Consider the following 22,801-nt stretch of genomic DNA (forward strand, 5'->3'; position numbering starts at 1 on the left):
ATTCCTCACTTAATGGCTGTTTAAAATAGATGCTCCACTTTTATTCGCAATAAACTAACGTAATATTCGGAAAAATTGAGATAAAATAAATCACCTATACCCAAAGGAAATGTTGGCAGCAAAACTTTCCTTTGGGTATATATTATTGATTTTGCAACTGATAGTTTACCATCTTTGATATTGATTTGTTTTTAGCTAAGGCTAAAATTCCTGCAGATAGAAACATTAAAGATCCTAAAATATCCATTACTAAATAAGATGAGAACCCTAAAAGAATAAACCAGATAGGTTTTTTAACTTCAGTTTTATGATCTCTCAATGTTTTCGCTAAAACTAAGTTTAAGATTCCTAGAATAACGAATAGCATTCCAAAGGAAACTGAAAACATATACAAACTACCAAAAATGGATTGTGCAGCCTCAAGTTTTGCTAGAGTGTTATATGAAGAATTTAATCCTTTATTTTTTATATAAGAAGCATATACAAAAATTGTTAGAAGGCCTGAAACAATTTGCCATATAGAACCGACCATAACTAATCTTCTCTCTAACTTTCTATTCACCATTAATCCTACCTCCTTAACAGGAAGAATTTGTTTTTATTATCCCTTAACCCCAGATGACAAGGAAAGTGATTCCATAAAGTATTTTTGTGTGAATAAATAAAGGATAAATGTTGGAACAATGGCTACCAGTGCTCCCGTTAAAGCATGCGCAACATCAAGTGCATACATCCCCTGAAGTAATTGTAATCCTGGGGTAATTGGCATCTTTTCTACATCATTAAATACAATGGATGGCCATAAGAAGTCATTCCATGAGGCAGTAAATGTGAACAACGCTACAACCGTCAAGACGGGTCTTATTAGTGGCAATATCAACTTAGAGAATATTTGAAAATCAGAAGCACCATCCACCCTGGCAGATTCGTCAAAATCCTTGGGAATCCCTTGCATAAACTGTCTTACGAGAAAGATATTAAATACTCCAGCTGTTCCAGGAACAATTGCTGCTAAATAATTATTTACCCATCCTAAACTATCAATAATTTTATAGAGTGGAATCAGATTCACAACTGCTGGAAACATCATTGTTGCCATTAAAAAGAGAAAGATCGCGTTTCTTCCCTTAAATTTCATTCTTGAGTAACCAAAACCAGCTAATGAAACAATTGCTAAAACTAATACCGTTTGTGATACCGATATGATGAGCGAGTTCATAAACCATTTTGCCACAGGTGCACTTGTGTTTTCAAAAAGCACATCCTGATAATTTCCAATAACCCAATGAATTGGCAGAATTGTAAAAGCACTTGATTGGATATCATCTTCACTTTTGAATGAAGAAGTCACTGTATACAATAAAGGAACAATCCATATAATTGCCATGAATAGTAAAAAGATTAATGAAACAAATTTTGTAACTCTTTTTTTACCCAAGATAAACACCTCCTAATCGCGTTGTCTTAAAAAGAAGAATTGAATGGCAGAAACGACCATAATACATAAACCCAGGATAACAGCCATGGCTGACCCTATACCTGCAATGGAAATGCCTGAACCAAAGGCGTTCTGTTGAATGTACATTAACAATACTGAAGTCGAGCTTGTTGGTCCACCTTTTGTTAACATGAGTGGCTGCCCATATACATTAAATTGGGCGATTGTCGTAATAACAACTGTATATAAAATTTGAGCTCTTATGCTAGGAAGAGTGATTCTAAAAAACTTTTGAATACTACTTGCTCCATCTATAGAGGCAGCTTCATATAAATCTCTTGAAATACCGTTAAGAGCAGCCTGATAAATAATCATATTTGCACCGATTGACCACCAAATAGTAACTACAACTAATGTAATCCAAGCGTATGGCTGCGTAGATAACCAGTTAGTTTCAACATTTAGAAAATGATTGATTGGTCCAAAGGAAACACTAAAAAGCATAGAAAATACAATCATTACTGCAGAAACTGAGAACAAGGTTGGCATGTAAAATAATGCCTGAAAAAACTTCAATCCCTTTGGTCTAGTATTTAGGCCTGCCGCTAAAAGTAAAGGAACAATAATACAAGCTGGAACTGTAAAAAGCACAAATTTAAATGTATTCCCCAATCCATTGTGTAATTGATCGTAGAATGTAGACTCATGATTAAACAAAATTTCTTTATAATTAGCCAATCCTACAAACTCCGGATCTCCTATTAAATCCCAGTTGGTAAATGAAATATAAATACCATATAAAGTGGGAAAAAGAAAAAAAATAGCAAATAAAATTAGATGTGGCCCGATGTAAAGATACGGAGAAAGGTTAAAACGTTTTTTACCCGAATTTTTCTCTATTACTGCAGACATATTTAATTCCTTGTTCACTCCAGTATTTATCATAATTTTAAACTCCTATTCTTTAGTTATCGAATAGAGAGAGAAATCCTTATCGATTAAAAAGGATTTCTCTATAATTCCCCTAATACCAATTTTACCAAGCCAATTTTCAGCAATCTTATTTTTTATTATTTGATGCTATTTTATCCTCAACTGCTTTTTGAGCCGCTTTTAGTCCTTTGGTAATATCTAATTTCCCATAAATGGCATCACCGACTAATTTATCAATTTCTTCGGCTACAAAGCCATTATATTTGTAATCAAATATTTTAAGAGACTTTTGCAATTCAGGATCTTTGACTAAAAATGATTGTGGTAAATCTTGGTACTCCGGATTTTCCAATGTCACTAATGAAGCAGGGTTTTGGCCAGCTTTAGCCCATGGAAGTGAGTTCTCTCTGACAAAATCAAGGAAATCCGTTATTCCTTTTGTCTTCTCTTTAGATCGATTTTCGTCCTTAAACATAACGAATTGATGAGAGGAAGTCCAGTTTACAATTTTATCAGGTGAAATCTGAGGAAAGTTTGTTAATCCCCAATTTAACTTTTTCGAATCTTTTAAGCTATTTTGCATCCATATACCTTCTGGATAAAAGATTGCTTTACCGGATTTGAATAACTGACCAGGGTCTTCTCCATCCTTGTTAGCAATCTTGTTATCAATTAAACCTTTTAATAATTCAAGTGCTTCCTTAGCTTCTGGAGTATTAAGTGTTGGTGTCTCACCGTCACTAGTAATATCTCCACCAAGTTGATTGTAAATGGATAAAAAGATTGGTCGGGTCCAAGTTATTCCAACACCTGTGATTTTGTCCTTTTTAGACATTTCTCCAGCTTCTTTAATTTCATCAAATGTTATAACGTTATCATCGAGTGCATTTGGTGCATATTTTTCTAGTAAATCTTTATTGTAATACATAACAAAACTGTGTACATCTAATGGAACACTATATCTACTACCATTAATTTCACCTATATCCCATCCTGCTGGTACATAGTTTTCTGCTTTAATTTCAGGATAATCAGCCAATTTATCATCATAAGTTGTTAATAAGTCATTGCCAACAAACTGTTTAATTCTCTCAGCATGTACAATTGTTAGATCAGGAATACCTTTTCCTGAGTTCACTACTGTTGGGATCTTTTTATACATATCATCCGCAACCATTGAAACATTCTTTATTTTGAATTTTGGATTTGTCTTATTATATTCATTAACGATTTGTTTCATATTTTCGCCATCAGGTCCTGTAAACGGATTCCAATATAGAATTTCGTTTTTAGCTGAACCTGAAGAACTTGAGCTAGATGAACTACAGCCTGATAAAGCCATCATAATCGCAAAAAGTATAGAGAACATTAATACCGCTTTTCTCTTCATTTAATTTCCCCCTGATTTTTTTTATAATATAACTACAAATCCTTTCAGCTTGTATCCTGCCCCCCCTTCTTCCTTCCGAGTTAATTAATAGATAGAACACGTTTAAATAGATATTATTTTTATATAAAACCAACTTGATTGAATATTTATAATTTTCAATCAAGTTGGATCATACTTACCTATTATCAATGAAGAAAAAATAAGCTAACTGACAACATCGACATGCCACATATCGTTAATTTCCCGGATCCTTTTTAAATCACATTTTGGGATTCGATCGTAAGTTAGTATACCGTTAATTTCCTGCTCTACATCTGTTAACTGTGTATAACAAAATCCATGTAATGAATGGGAATCAAAGATTGCTTTCAGGACTCGTTCATAATCGGCTATATAATCTTCCTCATTCGAAACGGAAGTATAACCCCATCCACTTTCATCTCCGACTTTATACCCGATTCCACCAAACTCTGTTAGCAAAATGGGCTCATCGGAGTGATCGAATCCTTTTGTGTAAATCCTTCGCCCTGCTGGTCTAGATTTAAGTAAGTTTTCTTTATTTAATACTGAATTTCGAAACTCATTGTATTTTTCAACTTCATCTTTTCGTCCATGGTTATAATTATGAATAGCACATATATCAGTCTTTGTTAATTCCCATCCATCATTAGAAATAACTAGCCTTGTTGTGTCAAGAGAATGGATTAAATGATACATCGCTGCCGAGTGGTGCTTTTGTTGTTCATTATTACAAATGAGAGGAACTCCCCAGCTTTCATTCAAAGGAACCCAAGTTACAATACATGGATGATTGTAGTCACGATTAATGATTTCTATCCATTCATTTGTCAGACGTGCAACCGCTTCTTCACTATACGAAGGAGAAGAAGCACATTCTCCCCAAACAAGGAAACCTAATTGATCCGCCCAATAAAGAAATAGTGGATCTTCAACCTTTTGATGTTTTCTACATCCGTTAAATCCCATTTCCTTTGATAATTCGATATCTTTCTTTAAATCTTCCTCTGTTGGAGCAGTTAATAAACCTTCTGGCCAGTACCCCTGATCAAGTACTAGTTTTTGATAATACGGCTTATTGTTTAGATAGACCATCCCATTTTCAGTATGAATTTTTCTCATTCCAAAGTAAGATGTAATTTCATCTAGTATATGATTTTGTTCTCCCACACGAATCTTTACATCGAATAAATTTGGACTTTCTGGTGTCCAGTTCCAACCATTATGATGGAACCCAGTTCGAAATATTTTCCTATTATAGAGATTAATAGCTCTTCTGAAAAAACCTTCATGAATTTTTACGGTATCGTTTGCTACATGTTCGCCTTTAAAGGTAATCTCAATTTCAAGAATTTTATTCACATAGTCACCTGATAGTTCAAAATCAATGATAATATCACCATTGTCAATATCTGGCGTGAATTTCACCTTATTTATATGAGTTTTGTTTACTGCCTCCAACCATACTGTCTGCCAAATACCAGTAGTCCGTGTATACCAAATCCCGGTCGACTTTTCAATCCAAGATTGCTTTCCTCGAGGAATCGTTTCCTCACTAGAAGGGTCTTCAGCTCTTACAACAACTGATTGCGTTCCATTTTTCAAATAATTAGTTATATCAAATGAGAATGGTGTATGTCCACCTTCATGAGTACCTGCGAAATTTCCGTTTATGAAGACCATTGCCCGATAGTCTACTGCACCAAAGTGCATAATAATTTGCTTGCCAGCCATTGAATCAGGAATGTCGAATTGGCGACGATACCAGACCCAATCATGAAAGGTAGAATCGTTTATCCCGCTAAGCTTTGATTGATATGCAAAGGGGACATTTATTCTTTGTTTGAATTCCCTCTTTTTTTCAAACCATTTTCCTTCTAATCCTATATTCTGATCATCAAATTCAAAATCCCATTCACCATTTAAATTATACCAGTCACTTCTTTTTAATTGTGGGCGAGGGTATTCCTGTCGTAATGTCATAACCTTCTCCTTTTACTGTGAATATTTATTTATTGTTAATTGCTCTAATTTTGTTAACATCTACTTTTGGTTCCCTATCTTCTTTTAGTAAACCATTAACCTCTTGCTGCACATCGCTAAGTTGTGTATAGCAAAATCCACTAATATATGAAGTATTTTTAATTGCTTGAGTAATAGATTCATAACGATGTAAGAAGTCATCTTCACTCTTTACCTGATTCCCATAGCCCCAGCCTTTATCAGAATTGAATGCAATACCCCCATATTCACTTATAATGATAGGCTGTCCTTTATATTGATAGCCTTGTGCCATAGCATGCTTAAATTTATTAAATGCTATATCGTTATTCACCACTTTTTCTTTATCTATATATCGATTTAAAAATTCATCACCATATTCTACATAATCATGTAAGGAAATAATGTCTGAAATCGTGTGCTCCCAGCCATCGTTTACAATAACTGGACGCATACTATCCAACGCTTTTGTAAGATGATAAATCCCCTCTGTAAACTTTTGTTGTTTATGATCTGTATATATATTTTTCACACCCCAGGACTCATTAAACGGTGTCCATGTAATGATGCATGGATGATTATAATGCTGTTTAACAACCTCTATCCATTCCTCTGTAAAATTTTGAACCGCCTCATCTGAAAATTCATAGGTAGCAGCCATTTCCGACCAAACGAGTAGACCTTTTTTATCTGCCCAATAAAGATATCGCTGATCTTCCACTTTCATATGCTTTCTTACTCCGTTGAAGCCCATCTCTAATGTTCGATCAATATCCTCAATAATCGCTTCTTCTGAAGGTGGTGTTAAATGCGACTCTTGCCAATAGCCCTGATCTAAAATAAGTTTTTGGTAGAGAGGAATATTATTAAGCAATACATTCCCGTTTTCTATTGAGATTTTCCTCATCCCAAAGTACGACTTCACATAATCTACTACTTCACCATTCTTAAATAATGTAAATTCTATATCATACAAGTTGGGGGATTGTGGACTCCAACGAACAACTCTCCAATGATGAAAATCACTTGCAATATTTGTTGTAACTGTTTGATTCGAACGGCTTATGGTTTGATCGAATGATTGAATCAGCTGACCTTCAAACAATATGGATGTTTTTAACAGAAGGGTCTGATTAAGGTCGCCTGAAATTTCATATGAAAACTCAACCGATTCAGTATCTATATCTGGTGTTATTTTGACCGCTTGAACATGTGTTTTATTTAAAAACTCAAGCCATACAGTTTGCCAAATCCCTGTTGTTTGAACATACCAGCATTCATAATTTTGATCTAACCATCTCTGTTTTCCTCTTGGCTGGTAGCAGCTTTGACTATCTTCGTTTTTCACTACAATATTTAATACATTTGTCCCATCTAAATAATCAGTTATATTAAAGGAAAGAGCTATTTGCCCACCCTTTCTTTCACCAACAAATGCGCCGTTCACCCATAACTTTGTTTTATAATCAGCTGCTTGGAAGTGGAGTATAATCTCCCTATTTTCATATTCACTAGGAATTGTTATGCTTTTTTGATACCAGACATTAGGACAAAATCCTTCCTCTCCAATACCGCTAGCTTTTGTTTCATATGTAAAAGGCACCATAATTTTTTTATCAAATTTTGTTTCTTTGTACCATTTTTCCTGTTCACCTTTGTTCTCTTTATCAAATTTAAAATTCCACTCCCCATTTAAATTCAACCATTCTGCCCTTTCAAATTGCGGCCTTGGATATTCTTTTCTTGGTATATTTTCTACTGTCATTCAATATATCTCCTTTAAATAGCTACTAATTATTAAATAATCAAAGTGTTTTGTTACTTGAAAGTGCTTACAAGTAAATTTTATATTAAGTTATATAACATTCATATACTAAATTTAGTATAAAATATACTTTACCAAATAGTTAATTTAAAATGTACATAAAAAAATAAAACCCAAACTAAGACAGAGATCATGTCTATGTTTGGGTTTTACCCATATTTTGAAACTGGATACCTACATTGAACGAAATTAATTTCATAAGAGCCGCATAATCTACGTTAATATTGTTTCTGCCAATTCCACCTCTTCACTCAATTTAAGCGTAACAGGTACATACATTCTTTTCGGCTCATATTTTCCCTCAATTTGTTCTAAGAGGAGATCAACTGTCTTTTTACTGCATTCAGCAATGTCTTGCTTTATAAACGAAACACCTGGTATACCTGGTGGATCAAAGGTTAGTAATTCAATCTCCCGGCATGTTTCTTTCTTTAGAGAACTAATGGCTAAATGAGTATAAAGCGCTAATTCAGCATTCATTGTAAATACAGCTGTTATTTCAGGTTTACTCAATAGAAATTCTTTAATTAGCTTTGGTGTTTTATTGGGTGATATTTCATTAAAACCCAATGTCAGCCATAGATTCTTATTAATTGTCGTTTTCCTTTTTAAAAAGGCATTTTCAAATCCTTTAGACCTCTCGTCAGTTACTGTATTTGTCATGATTGGAGATACAAGCCCAATATTTTTATGTCCTTTATTTAATAAGTGTGTGATAGCTTCGCAAGTTCCAAGCTCATTCTCAGAGGTCACACTATAAGTTAAAATATTCTCCATATACCTGTCAATTAATACAAATGGGAATTTATCCAAAGAAAGTCTTAGCACAGCATCATTATACGTTTCTTTTTCTGTAGGAAAAATAATCATTCCGCTCACTTTCATTTTTCGAAACATCTCTATAGCATTTGCTTCTTCAAATTGAGACTCTCTTGTGATCTTAATTATAAGATTATGTCCATTCTTTGAAACATATTTTTCAATATAATTAACAAACTCTTGGTCAATTTTCGTTTTCATACTTGGAAGAATAAATCCAATTAATCCTTTCGATTTATTCGGTTGTTTGATTGGAGTTGTTAGGTTACTCTCACAAACAAAAGTTCCCTTCCCTTTAATCCTTTCAACTATCCCTTCTTCGGCAAGACCAGCAAGTGCATTTTTAGTCGTAATCTGACTAACATGAAATTCTGCAGTTAACTCTTTTTCAGAGGGAACACGGTCACCTACTCGAAGCTTACCAGATTGAATTTGCTCTTTAATTTTATTTTTAATTTGTTGGTATAGAGGCTCATTTTTTATCTTAGCTCACCCTTAACTCAATAATATTCTAACTTATATTAAGTATACTAACGCCTAATATATAATTCTACCTTTTATTCAAATTAAAGTTTAATTCCGTCAAGAAATATCTAGAGACTTGAATCTTTTATCTTCAGCATTTTTATGAATAATTATAGTTATCACCTAGCAAATTTTGTTCCTTTAACACTTGTTAGGGATTGATGATTTAAGAGGCAGGTTTCCACAGAAGGAGATAGTTAAGATAGATAAAGCCTTCATCCCTTTTGGAATGAAGGCTTTATACTACTAGAAAGAGTTCAGACCCCCCTAAGATCGAGAAGGGGGTTTGAGGATTGAATTAATACATCTCTGAAGTTGTCTTCGCTTGCATGTGAAGTAGTAAGTAGTCAGGCCCGCCTGCTTTGGAGTCGGTTCCGGACATGTTGAAGCCGCCAAATGGCTGATAACCAACAATCGCGCCTGTACAGCCACGGTTGAAGTAAAGGTTACCAACATGGAAGTCTTCACGTGCTTGTTCCATGTGGGCACGATTTGTGGTGATAACTGCACCTGTCAAACCATACTCGGTATTGTTAGCAATTTCGATAGCTTCATCAAAATTTTTCGCTTTTGTAAAACCGACTACTGGGCCAAAAATTTCTTCCTGCATAATACGCGCTTTTGGAGCAAGATCTGCAATGATTGTTGGTTTGATGAAATAACCTTTAGAGTTATCGCCTTCTCCGCCAGCCATTAGCTTACCTTCTTGCTTGCCAATTTCAATGTATTCCATGATTTTTTTGAAGGCGTTGTTATCAATAACTGGCCCCGTGTAATTGGAATTGTCTACTGGATCCCCAATCACTAATTGATTCGTTAATTCAACAACACGGTTCAATACTTGATCATAAACATCTTCCACAATTACCGCACGGGAACATGCAGAACATTTTTGTCCGGAGAATCCGAATGATGATGCCATGATGGATTGTGCTGCAAGCTCAAGATCGGCTTCACTGTCAACAACGATGGTATCTTTTCCGCCCATTTCAGCAATTAAACGCTTCATCCAAACTTGGCCTTCGTTCAATTTAGAAGAACGTTCGAAAATGCGAAGTCCGACTTCACGTGAACCTGTGAAGCTAACGAAACGAGTATCTTTGTGGTCAACTAAATAGTCGCCCACTTCGGAGCCGTTTCCTGGTACGAAGTTTAATACGCCTTTTGGCAGACCTGCTGCTTCCATTACTTCAACAAATTTAGCCGCAACAATCGGTGTGGTTGAAGCTGGCTTTAGTAGAACTGTATTACCAGAAACAATGGCTGCTACCGTTGTACCTGCCATGATAGCGAACGGGAAGTTCCATGGTGAAATGATAATCCCTACTCCAAGTGGAATATAGTCATAACGGTTATATTCGTCTGGACGGCTATTAACGGGTACGCCATTTTTCAAACTTAACATTTGGCGGCCATAATATTCAAGGAAATCGATTCCTTCTGCCACTTCCACATCTGCTTCTCTCCATGATTTACCTGCTTCTTTTGTTAAAAGGGCAGAGAACTCGCTTTTACGGCGACGAATCATCGTTGCTGCTTTAAATAGCACATCCGCGCGAACTTCGGGCTTAGTTTTTTTCCATGTTTTAAATGCTTCGACAGCTGCCTGCATTGCTTTTTCAGCAAGTTCTTTACTCGCTTTAGAAACACGGCCAATAACTTGTGCGGTATTAGCTGGATTATAGGAAACAATTTTATCTTCTGTTGTAATCTTTTCGCCGCCGATGACTAGATCGTAGTCCTGACCTAAATAGCCTTCAACGGTTTCTAACGCCTTTAGATAGGCTTGGCGGTTTTCTTCAATCGAAAAATCTGTAAATGGTTCGTGCTTATAAGGTTGTACCATTCTTTAACCCTCCTATGTAATAAAACGTTTACATCCACTGTCCATTCTATCATGATTCTTTTCTGAGCCGCAATGATTTAAGAATTGTAAAGAAAACTCGCCGATTGGCGAGCCCGTTAGGGGGGTTCATGAGGCGTAGTTGCCCTTATGCCTGATTGGAAAGTTATACTTTCCAATCGGCAAAAAAGACCAGACACTACGGCCGGGTCTTATTGATAAATATAAACGAAAGGCTCAGTTTCATTTGCCTTTTTGACAATCAGTGCTTCAGGTCCATCAACAGAGGTAACACTTACCGAAACCGGAAGGAACTTTGGAAAGCGCTCCATCACCAAGCCTGTCACATATTGCGTAAAACCAATTCCTTCTGTCTTGCCATAGAATTGGATTGGAATGGTGATATTCAAATCCTGGAGCTGATCCCCAATATAAAAAGCCCTGCCAATTACCCCACTAAAGTTGGGAAAATACTCTTCGACATCTTGCTTAAAGTTTAAAAAATCGGTAACATCCGCTCGGTGCTTATCCTTAGCATCCGTTGAAGGGAATAGAAAGTATTTTTCATCTGTCTTTTCCCAATTACTTAATGAAGAACTGCCTTTGTCAGCCGTTGCGTAAGCAATGAAGTTGCCAGGAACCACGGAAGATTTACTCTCCTGCTCAAACAATGCAATGGTAATCGGGATATCATTTAAGTCTTTGATAGCCCGCATCCGTTTAACCACTTCAGCCGCGATATTCTTCCCTTCCCTTTGGATTTCTGCAAAAGGAATTTTTTTCTCAAGGGTATCCCCGTCTTTTTGTAATTTATAGTAGTAGACAGAATTTAAGGCCAGGCCAATCGTAACACCCCCGAGTTTTACAGTGCCCTTATCATCTTTCAGTAAATAATCGTGTTCCAAAAGATGGGCTAAATAAATCGGGGTGCTTGGTTCACCGCCCTTTCCAGTATCAACTGGGTTTAATCCAATATTATCGGACTCATTTAATTTGTTTTCTTTAAGCTGCTCTTTTGTATACTTGCGGTTCAACCACTGTCTTACCGTCTTTTCTTTGATTTCCTTCCCTTCACGGAACAAATATTTGTCGGTGTCAAAGGAATTCTGAGCAATTCTCATTAAGCCCATTTCAAACTCGTTTAAATCATATCTTGTATTGATATTATTGACGACTAACCCGCGGGCTTCCCCCGGCTCAAATGGCAAAATCGTCCGATAATAGCTATTCGAGATATTGTACTTGGGAATAATCGCCTTCCCTTTCACTTTCTCCTTCGTTTGAACCACTTCATTTTGCTTTTGAAAGTTTGGTGCGCAGGCACTCAGCAAAAAGACGAGGGAGAGAGCGAGCAATGAGAGTTTTCTCACGTCGATACACCTCTTATTTATTTATTTATTTCTTCTAGGAGCTTCTCCTCGTCCCATACTTCAATCCCTAGTTCTTGTGCCTTGGCTAGCTTTGAACCCGCTTCAACGCCTGCAATGACAAGATGTGTTTTCTTACTAACGCTGCCGGCCACATTTCCGCCAAGTGCCTCAATCTTTTCTTTCGCTTCATTTCTGGATAACTGCTCTAACTTCCCGGTTAGAACAACCGTTTTTCCAGCAAAAATTGAATCGGAATCTTCCACGGACACTGGCTTTGCGCCTTTATATTCCATATTGACCCCGGCAGCGGCCAATTCATTAATTAGCTCCTTCGCTTCATCCTTTTCAAAAAAGGCCACGATGGAATCGGCCATTTTAGCACCGATTTCATTAATCGCGATTAAGTCATCGTTTGTAGCTGTTGCCAGTTTAGCCATTGTTCCAAATTCCTGTGCCAGCGTTTTAGCAGCTTTCGCACCAACATGGCGAATCCCCAGACCAAATAAAAGCTTTTCGAGGGAATTGTCCTTCGAAACCTCAATCGCCTTTAAAAGGTTAGCCGCCGATTTCTCACCCATTCTTTCCAGAGCTAAAAGCTGTTCACCTGTCAGCTTATAAATATCCGCAACATCAGCAATCAACTTTTCTGCAAAAAGCTGACTAATTACCTTTTCCCCAAGACCATCAATATTCATGGCAACCCTTGATACAAAATGAATCAAGCCTTCGCGAATCTGCGCGGGACATTTCGGATTAATGCAGCGTAACGCTACTTCCCCTTCCAGACGGACGAGTTCACTTTCGCACTCAGGACAATGAGTTGGCATGTGGAAATCCATTTCATTCCCTGTCCGTTGATCTGCCAAAACATTGACTACTTCCGGAATAATATCGCCTGCTTTTTTGACGACGACCTTGTCTCCCAGCTTGATATCCTTTTCACGGATTAAATCTTCGTTATGCAAAGAAGCGCGCTGGACGGTTGAACCCGCTACTTTGACGGGTTCAAGAATCGCCGTTGGAGTGATCACACCTGTTCTGCCGACACTTAATTCGATATCTAGGAGAGTGGTGACCACTTCTTCTGCCGGAAACTTATAGGCAATTGCCCAGCGTGGACTTTTCGCCGTGGTTCCGAGTTCAGCCTGTTGCGTAAGGGAATCCAGCTTGATAACAATCCCATCAATCTCGTAGGGAAGATGCGGACGCCTTTCGACCCAGCCATTGACAAAGGCAATGGCTTCTTCTATCGTGGCACATTTTCTTCGCTCTTGATTGGTTTTAAAGCCAAGCCGGTCCAAATAATCGAGACCTTCACTGTGAGCTGCGACTCCACTTTCGCCCGTATTGCCAATCCCGTATAAAAATACATCAAGCCTTCTTGAAGCAGCAATTTTCGGATCCAGCTGTCTTAGTGACCCAGCCGCCGCATTTCTAGGGTTGGCAAACAGCTCTTCGCCTCGTTCTTCCCTCTTCTTATTCAACGCTTCAAATGAACGCTTTGGCATGTAGGCCTCACCGCGGACCTCAAGCGTTGCATTTTCACGTAACCGAAGCGGGATCGATTTGATTGTTTTTAAATTAGCGGTAATATCTTCCCCAATCGTTCCATCCCCTCGTGTAGCCCCTTGGACGAAAAGACCGTCTTCATAGCGCAGCGAAACAGCCAGGCCGTCAATTTTCAACTCGCATACATAGGAAAATTCTTCACCCACTGCCTGACGGATACGGCGGTCAAACTCCCTTAAATCTTGTTCGTTAAAAGCATTGCCCAGACTAAGCATCGGTGTCCGGTGCTCAACCTTTACAAATAAATCAATGACGGCACCGCCTACCCTTACAGAAGGGGAATCCGCTGTTTTTAAGGCTGGAAACATCTCCTCAAGCTCCAACAGCTCCTGCATTAACTTGTCATATTCGGCATCTGGTACGGATGGTTTATCTAAAACATAATATTCATAGCCATAATGATTTAACATGCTTCTAATCTCAGTGATTCTCTGTTCAGCATTTTGAAGGTCCATATACCCAGCCCTTTCACAAAGGAAATCTCCATTTAGTTATGCTTTTTTAATCGGTGCAAATTTTGCCAGCAGGCGTTTGATCCCAACAGGACTTGGAAAAGCAATATCCAGCTCGATTCCTTCGCCTTGGCCCTTTACGCTGACGACTGTTCCAATTCCCCATTTTCCGTGCTGTGCTTTATCGCCGACTTTCCAACCGACATCTTCGCCGCCGGAAGCTGCTGAAACTGGGCGCATGACTGGTTTTCTTGCCGTAGCCGGTGTGCCAAATGACGATCTTGGGGATCCAAACGAGCCCCCTGCGGAACCAAATGATCTTCCCGTTGACCCAAACGGCGTATTCATTCTTTGCTCAGGTTCAACACCCTCTATAAGGTCTTCCGGTATTTCACTAATAAAACGGGATGCCGGGTTCATATTGGTTCTTCCGTACAATGTTCTCATTTGCGCATTGGTTAAAAATAAGCTTTGCTCTGCCCTGGTAATCCCTACATAGGCAAGGCGCCGTTCTTCTTCCATTTCAACCTCTTCCATTAAGGAACGACTATGCGGGAAGACGCCTTCTTCCATTCCAATCAAGAAGACAACCGGGAATTCCAGGCCTTTTGCTGAGTGCAAGGTCATCAGGGTAATCGAGTCGGCCTTTTCGCCATCATCATCGAGCGAATCAATGTCAGCTACCAATGCCAAGTCCGTTAAAAAGGCAACAAGACTCTTATCTTCGCTTGATTCTTCAAAGCTTTTTGTCACAGATAATAATTCCTCAAGGTTTTCGAGACGGCTTTGTGCCTCAAGCGACTTCTCTGCTTTAAGCATTTCACGGTAACCTGTCTTTTCAAGTACTTCTTCAACTAGCTCTGTTACAGATAGAAACTCTTGCATATTGGTATAATTTCTGATTAAATCGCGGAATTCACGCGTTGATTTTGTGATTTTCGGACTTAACCCAATTAATTCAACAGAATCAAGTGCCTGGTAAAGGGATAAATCATGCATACCGGCAAAATCAGCCATTTTATCGACTGAGGTTGATCCAATACCGCGTTTCGGGACATTGATGACACGCTGTAAGCTGATGTCATCGTCCGGATTTGAAATCAAGCGTAAATAGGCAAGCATGTCCTTAATTTCTTTCCTGTCATAGAACTTCGTACCGCCGACAATCGAGTATTCGATATTCGATTTAAGCAGTACTTCCTCCATGACACGGGACTGGGCATTGGTCCGATATAGAATCGCAATGTCTGAAAGCTTGCGGCTGCCGTCTCGGGTTACTTCTTTTATTTTTCCCGCAACGAATTGTGCTTCTCCCTGCTCACTATCGGCACGGTAATAAACGAGTTTATTTCCTTCAGCATTTTCCGTCCAAAGATTTTTCGCCTTCCGGTTCATATTGTTTTCAATGACCTTATTTGCCGCCAGCAGAATTCTCTTTGTCGATCGGTAGTTTTGCTCTAGTAAAATAACGGATGCATTCGGGTAGTCTTTTTCGAACGAAAGGATATTGGCAATGTCAGCGCCTCTCCATCGATAAATGGATTGGTCAGAATCCCCGACCACGCATAGATTTTTGAAACGAGCCGCAAGGAATTTCACTAGCATATATTGCGCTTTGTTCGTATCCTGGTACTCATCAACATGAATGTATTGAAACTTGCGCTGATAATATTCCAGCACTTCCGGAACACGTTTAAATAATTGAATCGTCATCATAATCAGGTCATCAAAATCTAAGGCCTGATTTTTGCGTAAGCGCTTCTGGTATTCCTCGAACACATCAGCTACCACCGATTCAAAATACCCGCCCGCTGTTTTCTTATATTCTTCTGGTTCGATTAATTCATTTTTTGCCGAGCTGATCGAACCTTGGATTGCCCGTGGATCAAACTTCTTTGGGTCAATATTTTTTTCCTTAAGAATACCTTTAACCACGGAGAGCTGGTCGGTTGAATCAAGAATCGTAAAATTACGATTAAAGCCAATCCGGTCGATATCCCTGCGTAAAATTCTTACACACATCGAGTGAAACGTGGAAATCCAAATTTCCTCCGCAGCCCCGCCCATCATTTTCTTAATCCGTTCGCGCATCTCGCGTGCCGCTTTATTGGTAAATGTGATTGCCAAAATATTATAGGGATTCACACGCTTTTCGACGATTAAATAACCAATTCGGTGTGTTAGCACCCTGGTCTTGCCGCTTCCGGCACCTGCCATTAATAAAAGCGGGCCGTCTGTCGTTTTAACCGCATTTTGTTGTTCTGGGTTCAGCCCATTTAATAATTTATCTGTTAAATATTGCATTTTCCCACCACCATTACAAACATTTGTTCTTACTTTTATTTTAACGTTAATCCCGTTCGCTTGCAAATTCTACCGAACGCTTCTTACCGTTTCCAAGGCTTGTTCAAAGTTTTCATAAATAGCATTCCCGACGACAATTACATCGGCATGCTGAGCCATTTCTGCTGCTTGTAGGGGAGTTGATATTCCGCCGCCGTAAAAAAGGGTTGTTTTTTCAAGGACCCTTTTCACATCTGCAACCAAGTCGACATTTCCATATTTACCGCTATATTCTAAATAAAAGATTGGCAGCTTAAACATCTTTTCAGCCATCATCGCATAGGCCAAAACATCCTCGTTCGTTACCGCCGCATTGGCTTTCGTCAGCTTAGCAGCTTTGCACTCCTCGTTCAAGATGCAGTAGCCCTCCATCGCGATTTCTTCCCAATCCATGATTTCTCCAAATTCCTTTACGGCTTGATGGTGAAGTCCTGTAATCCAGTTTGGATCATGACTATTCATGACCGTCGGAATAAAATAAAGGTCAAATCCTGGTGTCACGGTGTCGATACTTGAAACTTCAAGGACACATGGTACGGTATAGCGGCGAATTTTAGCCATTAATTCAAGGACTTTTTCAAGGGTCACACCATCTGTTCCACCTACGATAACCGCATCCGTTCCCGACTCGCAGATTTTTTCCAATCGTTCATCTGTAATTTCTTTATTGGGGTCGAGTTTAAACACATGCCGCCACTCGCGAAAATCATACATCCAAGGGTCCTCCCATTCGTCTATCCATTCCACCATTATAGCATTTGCTGATTCGATAAAAAAAGAAAACAGTCATTCATATTTTAGAAATGTTAACCAAAAGGAAAAACCGAAGATTGTCTCTTCGGTTTTATTACTATCTAACTGCAGCGCCTAAGCAGTTCCGCTATTTTTATTTTTGTTCAGTTGTGCTATTTTCTTTATTGATGCGTTCAAAAACCATATCATACGTATCGTTTCCATAGTTCAAACAACGTTTGACACGGGAAATGGTGGCAGTGCTTGCCCCAGTTTCCGTTTCAATCTTTTGATAGGTATTTTTTTCGCGGAGCATTCTTGCCACGTCTAAGCGTTGCGATAATGATTGAATTTCATTAATGGTACACAAATCGTCAAAAAAGCGATAGCATTCTTCCAAATCTTTTAATGAAAGAACGGCATTGAATAATTGATCAAGCTCTTTTCCTCGTAATTTATTTATTTGCATATTTTTTTACCCCTTAGTTAGATTAGCTGATTACTTTACATTAAACGAAACAATTTTTTGAAGCCCAGGGCTTGTTGGAACAACGTTTACCCATGTTCTTCCCTGTACTAACGGAACCTCTTCCCCATCCTTAACTGGAACAATTTGGCCGTCCTTATTCTTCCAATCCACTTCCATGACCTTGCCCTTCTGTAGCAAATAGCCCTTGCCGCCTGACTCTAAATCAATGTCGCGGCGTCCAACCGAATCGACGATTTGATGGACGGCTTCAATTATCAAAATATTATCCAGCAAAACAGGGGCCTGTGTGTCTAAATCGACTGTTTGCTCTCCGCCTGAAAAGCGCTTATATTTGCCAAGTGTATCGTCAAATTCGTAAATGGAATCAGATATTCCACCCTTAGAATAAGTAATTTTAACGGAGGTCGCCTCTTTGCCAGCTATATTTTTGCTTTCTTCCTCGGTCAAAAAATTAAAGCTTGGCGGGGTCTTCTCCATCGAATACTTTTTCAGCTTAGCACCCTTCAAAATATTTTGATAGGTAATATAGGAGTTGTGCGGTGCTTTCCTTGTGCTAGACCGTCGAAAAAGGGTCCCATCATAAACCATTCCATTTAAATTATCAATATAATTCGACTCCAGCATTTTCTTTGCTTCTTTACTATAGCCGTGCGCGATATATAGGGCATTAAGTCCTTTGGCCAGATCAATATAATAGTCGCGCGCACTCCGAACAGGTCCGATTTTGGTCGGGTGTTCACTTTGAAAAACGGCAACAAAACGGGTAATATCACCCTCCGCAAGTACTTCATAGACAATATCAGCCTTGTCCAAACCCGATTGCGGCCTTGCTTTTGGATGATTATTAATCATTACAGCAACGGCTCTTCCCTCCGTTACAGTATCAGAGCCTATACCTGTCAAAGGATAATAATACGGGAATGTCTCCGTTTTTTCCTTTTCTTTGTCCGCTTCTTTATCAACGACTTTTACTTTCTTCACTGGTTCCTTTACCTTTTCCTTATTACTGCAGCCGGATAAAAATAATAAGACAGCTGCCACAGCAACAGCCCATTTTTTCATATGGATCAACACCTCGATTCCGTTTATATATCGCAAATACTTTCACGCTTTACCTCGTTAGTTATTAACAGTTTAACGCATTATTGACGGAAAGAGTACTGTTTTATTCATGACGTCATACATTCCTTGTTGGGTAATTCGAATGTATGGCAAATGTGTTGACGAAAAGAACAATAGGCTATAAATAGGATCTGAAAAGGCATAGCCGCGCTCTGCCAGCTGCTTAAACAAAGCCTTTTCTTGGATCATTAACTCTTCGACAGGAAGATCCGACATAATTCCATTTAGTGATAAGGGCAGCTCGCAAATGATCTCGGTATCCTCTACCATGACAATGCCCCCGCCTAATTCTTTCATTCTATTAAAAGCATGGATCATATCCTGTTTGTTTTTTCCTATTAAAATAATATCCCCTGTATTCGAAAAAGAACTGGCTAAAGCCGACAGCTTTGTGGCGAAGCCTTTTAATAGTGTATTAATCCGCCACTTTCCTTTTCGGTCAATTAACGTGAAGAAACATTCATCATGGTCTGCAGGAAGTTCGTCCCCCGATGCATCGATGGAAATTGAATATGGTTTTGTGATGACTGAGTTTTCCATTTTTATTCCGAAAGGCATGGAAAATTGTAAATCATCCATTGATATTTCCCAATCCAGCTCCATCGGCTTTAGCCCATATTCGCCCCACGTAATTGGCGGATAGGCATCAGCCGCTTTAACCCCATCCTGTTTGACCCATTTCCCCTTGGCAAGGACGGAAACAGGTGTCGGATTTTCAATGCTAGATAAGAAATTGATATTGGCAACGCGGCCGGTGGCAATAGTACCATAAAGATGGTCAATGTTGTAATAGCGGGCAATATTCACAGTTGCCATATTGTAGGCATCAATAGCGGGAACACCTTTTTCAATCGCAATCCGAATCATCTGATCGTTCATTCCTTGTTCATAAAAGGTAGATGATGAGCCATCTGTATTAAATACTAATCTATCATAGGCCTCTATGCCCAGTCGCTTCATATCATCTAAAATTTGCGGCAAATCGGGCCGAATCGATGAATATCTTAAAGACACCATATAACCCTGCATGAGGCGTTTATAAACCTCTTCTCCCGTCATCGCTTCATGATCACAATCGGCACCGAGCAGCATCATTTTTGCCAATGTCTTCTCAGAAGCCCCCGGAAAATGACCCTCGATTTTCTTGCGCATCCGCTTTGCCTCTTGAATCCAGTGAAGCATCATATCATCGCCATCAAGCAGTTTCGGCCAGGCTGTCAGTTCCCCGCCTTGAAGGACCGCATCATGCTCAAGCCACGATTTAATATTACTATGCGAAAATATTTCCTCTTCATTCAAAATTTCCGTTTGGGAATCAAATCGTCCCCCCCAAAACATCGTTGTCGGAATCGAACGAAGGTCCTTTAATAATGAGAATGCTTCCCTTGTTTTCAAATTTAACATCAGGGCGATGTTGTCGTTAATCAATGTTGTTGTCCCAAACTGTGATGCATAGGCAGCGAGTGTTTGGGGATTATATAACTGAAACGGATGGGCATGCGGTTCGATGTAGCCTGGAACCAGAATTTCGTTGGTGCAATCAATGATTTCGCAGTCTTCGATATGTGTTGGCAGGTTCTCGCCAACATAGACAATCCGATCATCATAAATCCAAATATTTGCTCTCATCCATTGGCGAAACGTCTGATTTAAATACAAAGCGTTTTTCAATAAAATGGTCGGAGATGTTTTCCCATCCAAAACGGATACATGCATGCGTAAGTGTTTGTTTTTCCAGCGGTAGCGTTGTTCCAGCATACCATGTCCCTCCCTTTTCAAAAGAACTATCTATATAATGAAAAGCTGATTTAATAATAAAGAAAGCCCTTACAAAAATTTCTTTAATTATTATACTATCATATTTTACTGTTTAAAGCAGTAAAGAATTGATAAATATTGTAAAAGTCTTGTGAAGGAGTGAACAAAATGAATATTAAGCCGAATATTGGTATTTTGAACGCGTTAATTCGCATTACCTTGGGGTTAACAATTCTTGCCTGGAGTACTTCCAAGCTTGTCAAAAACCCTTGGAGGGATTCTCTTTTGTTTGTGGCCTTATGCGGGGCGATGAAGGTGGCGGAGGGAATTGTCCGCTATTGTCCTGTGACGGCTTTATTTGAAAAGTGTCAGGGCATGATGGAGGAAGGTTCCCCTGACTCCATGGATGGAATGGAAGGGTTGACCAACTTAGACGGGGATCAGGTGGTACCTTATAATCCGTCATAATGTTAAAACAGCCCCCTCTGTGGTCTCTTGAAGACTTAATTGAGGACCGAGTTCATCTTAAAACCACATTTATTGTCCTTATGAAGGGCTCAAGAAGACGGAAATCATCTTTAAATCACACTTTTTGTCCTCATGAAGGGCTCATGAGGACAGGATTCATGTTTAATTCACATTTTTTGTCCTCATGAAGGGCTCATGAGGACAGGAATCATGTTTAATTCACCTTTTTTGTCCTCATGAAAGGCTCATGAGGACAGGAATCATGTTTAATTCACACTTATTGGTCTCATGAAAGACTCATGAGGACGGAAATCATCTTTAAATCACATTTCCTGTCCTCATGAAGGGCTCATGAGGACAGGAATCATGTTTAATTCACTTTTTTGTCCTCATGAATATAGTATTGTGAGCCCTCTCTAGCGGCGGACAGACAGAATTGCTTTGGCCCCAATATCTTTGCGATAAAAAACACCATCACACTTTAGTTTTTCCAGCTCTCGATACACGTTTTCTTGTGCCTCATTGAGGCTCTCAGCCTTCGCACCGACGAGCAGCACCCTGCCACCAGCAGTGATAAACTCACCACATTCATTTTTGACTGTGCCTGCATGAAAAGTAACTACTTCTTTATCATCAAAATCTGCTAACCCCGTTAGTACAGCACCCTTTTCATAAGCCTCCGGATACCCTTGAGAGGCTACTACAACCCCAATCATGGCTTGTTCATCCCATTCAAGCTGCGGCTTACCGCCATCTAATAGTTCCAAAATTACTTCAACTAAATCCGATCTTAATCTTGGCAAAATCACCTGTGTTTCCGGGTCACCAAAGCGAGCATTAAACTCAATCACCTTTGGACCCGCAGCTGTTTTGATCACACCTGCGTATAAAATCCCGCAAAAGCTTTTTCCCTCTTGCACCATTGCTTTGGCTGCAGGTATAAGGATTTTTTCAATAGCTGTTTGAACGGTATTCTCACCAATATGAGGAACCGGAGAGTAAGCACCCATTCCGCCGGTATTTGGGCCTTGGTCACCATCATAGGCCCGCTTATGGTCCTGAGCGATTTCAAGTGGAACGATCACTTCGCCATTCACAAAGGCCATTAACGAAAATTCCTCACCGCTTAAAAACTCCTCAATGACTACCTGGGAAGATGCGGCGCCGAATTTCGCATCAACAAGCATTTCTTCAAGGCTTTCAAGTGCTTCCTCTTTCGTCAGGGCCACGGTGACACCTTTCCCTGCTGCTAGCCCATCCGCTTTAATAACAATCGGTGCACCTTTTTCTTCTATATAGTTGCGGGCATCCTCATAAGAAGTAAAAACCGCATAATCTGCCGTTGGGATTTGATATTTCTTCATTAGCTCTTTTGCAAAAGACTTGCTGCCTTCAATCGCAGCAGCGGCCTTCCGCGGTCCAAACGCAGCTAAACCGGCCGCCTCGAATTTATCAGCAAGCCCCTCAAGGAGGGGGACTTCCGGTCCAATAATCGCTAAGCCAACCCCCGTATTTTTTGCAAATTGAATGAGCTGTTCGTGTTCCGACTCCTCAATGGAAACAAGTTCTGCAACATCTTTCATTCCATCGTTCCCAGGAGCTGCAAATACCTGTTCAACGAGTGAGCTTTCGGATACCTTTCGGCAAATCGCGTGCTCTCTCCCGCCACGGCCAATAATTAGGACCTTCATCGATTACACCCCCA

The 22,801-nt window shown here is 39.3% G+C and carries 17 protein-coding genes; 1 reads left to right on the forward strand and 16 read right to left on the reverse strand.

Translation table 11 applies throughout. From position 1 onward, the window contains the following. Positions 1-142: 142 nt before the first annotated feature. The 15 genes from BSO02S_RS19585 to BSO02S_RS19655 form a co-directional block, all read right to left on the reverse strand. Positions 143-565 carry a hypothetical protein gene (locus tag BSO02S_RS19585; protein WP_066071449.1) on the reverse strand — a complete coding sequence of 141 codons (423 nt, stop codon included), beginning with the start codon at positions 563-565 and terminating at the stop codon, positions 143-145. Between the two features lie 36 nt (positions 566-601). Then, the gene (locus BSO02S_RS19590; RefSeq protein WP_342352015.1) at positions 602-1,447 is read right to left on the reverse strand and encodes a carbohydrate ABC transporter permease; all 846 of its coding nucleotides are present in this window, start codon (positions 1,445-1,447) and stop codon (positions 602-604) included. Between the two features lie 3 nt (positions 1,448-1,450). Further along, positions 1,451-2,383 carry a carbohydrate ABC transporter permease gene (locus tag BSO02S_RS19595; RefSeq protein WP_084375109.1) on the reverse strand — a complete coding sequence of 311 codons (933 nt, stop codon included), beginning with the start codon at positions 2,381-2,383 and terminating at the stop codon, positions 1,451-1,453. Positions 2,384-2,498: 115 nt separating this feature from the next. Next, entirely contained in the window at positions 2,499-3,761 is a 1,263-nt protein-coding gene (locus tag BSO02S_RS19600; RefSeq protein ID WP_066071456.1) for an extracellular solute-binding protein, read from the reverse strand. Positions 3,762-3,965: 204 nt separating this feature from the next. Continuing rightward, entirely contained in the window at positions 3,966-5,762 is a 1,797-nt protein-coding gene (locus BSO02S_RS19605) for a glycoside hydrolase family 2 protein (RefSeq protein ID WP_066071459.1), read from the reverse strand. A gap of 25 nt (positions 5,763-5,787) precedes the next feature. Then, entirely contained in the window at positions 5,788-7,545 is a 1,758-nt protein-coding gene (locus BSO02S_RS19610) for a glycoside hydrolase family 2 protein (protein WP_066071462.1), read from the reverse strand. A gap of 273 nt (positions 7,546-7,818) precedes the next feature. Continuing rightward, positions 7,819-8,907, reverse strand: a complete 1,089-nt coding sequence (locus BSO02S_RS19615) for a GntR family transcriptional regulator (protein WP_066071465.1) — start codon at positions 8,905-8,907, stop codon at positions 7,819-7,821. A 340-nt stretch (positions 8,908-9,247) separates the two neighbouring features. Next, positions 9,248-10,795: an L-glutamate gamma-semialdehyde dehydrogenase gene (gene pruA, locus BSO02S_RS19620; protein ID WP_066071466.1), complete on the reverse strand. Its 1,548-nt coding sequence runs from the start codon at positions 10,793-10,795 to the stop codon at positions 9,248-9,250. Between the two features lie 209 nt (positions 10,796-11,004). Next, positions 11,005-12,162, reverse strand: a complete 1,158-nt coding sequence (locus BSO02S_RS19625; protein ID WP_066071469.1) for a CamS family sex pheromone protein — start codon at positions 12,160-12,162, stop codon at positions 11,005-11,007. Positions 12,163-12,179: 17 nt separating this feature from the next. Continuing rightward, a complete protein-coding gene (ligA, locus tag BSO02S_RS19630; protein WP_066071472.1) occupies positions 12,180-14,186 on the reverse strand; it encodes an NAD-dependent DNA ligase LigA in 2,007 nt (668 codons plus the stop codon). Between the two features lie 36 nt (positions 14,187-14,222). Continuing rightward, complete coding sequence (gene pcrA, locus BSO02S_RS19635) at positions 14,223-16,487, reverse strand: DNA helicase PcrA (RefSeq protein WP_066071475.1); 2,265 nt, start codon at positions 16,485-16,487, stop codon at positions 14,223-14,225. A gap of 69 nt (positions 16,488-16,556) precedes the next feature. Then, positions 16,557-17,240, reverse strand: a complete 684-nt coding sequence (pcrB, locus tag BSO02S_RS19640; protein ID WP_066071477.1) for a heptaprenylglyceryl phosphate synthase — start codon at positions 17,238-17,240, stop codon at positions 16,557-16,559. A 172-nt stretch (positions 17,241-17,412) separates the two neighbouring features. Then, a complete protein-coding gene (locus BSO02S_RS19645; RefSeq protein ID WP_066071480.1) occupies positions 17,413-17,727 on the reverse strand; it encodes a YerC/YecD family TrpR-related protein in 315 nt (104 codons plus the stop codon). A gap of 30 nt (positions 17,728-17,757) precedes the next feature. Then, positions 17,758-18,810: a DUF3048 domain-containing protein gene (locus tag BSO02S_RS19650; protein ID WP_066071483.1), complete on the reverse strand. Its 1,053-nt coding sequence runs from the start codon at positions 18,808-18,810 to the stop codon at positions 17,758-17,760. Between the two features lie 72 nt (positions 18,811-18,882). Then, positions 18,883-20,628, reverse strand: coding sequence for an adenine deaminase C-terminal domain-containing protein (locus BSO02S_RS19655; RefSeq protein ID WP_066071484.1), 1,746 nt, complete (start codon positions 20,626-20,628; stop codon positions 18,883-18,885). A gap of 168 nt (positions 20,629-20,796) precedes the next feature. Here BSO02S_RS19655 and BSO02S_RS19660 point away from each other — a divergent pair, with 168 nt between their 5' ends. After that, the gene (locus tag BSO02S_RS19660) at positions 20,797-21,096 is read left to right on the forward strand and encodes a YgaP family membrane protein (protein ID WP_066071487.1); all 300 of its coding nucleotides are present in this window, start codon (positions 20,797-20,799) and stop codon (positions 21,094-21,096) included. 416 nt (positions 21,097-21,512) lie between these two features. Here BSO02S_RS19660 and purD read toward each other — a convergent pair whose 3' ends face one another. Continuing rightward, positions 21,513-22,787 carry a phosphoribosylamine--glycine ligase gene (gene purD / locus BSO02S_RS19665; protein ID WP_066071491.1) on the reverse strand — a complete coding sequence of 425 codons (1,275 nt, stop codon included), beginning with the start codon at positions 22,785-22,787 and terminating at the stop codon, positions 21,513-21,515. Positions 22,788-22,801: the final 14 nt, after the last annotated feature.

Origin of the sequence: Neobacillus soli NBRC 102451, from assembly GCF_001591665.1 — a bacterium.
In the GTDB taxonomy this organism is placed as follows: Bacteria; Bacillota; Bacilli; order Bacillales; family Cytobacillaceae; genus Neobacillus; species Neobacillus soli.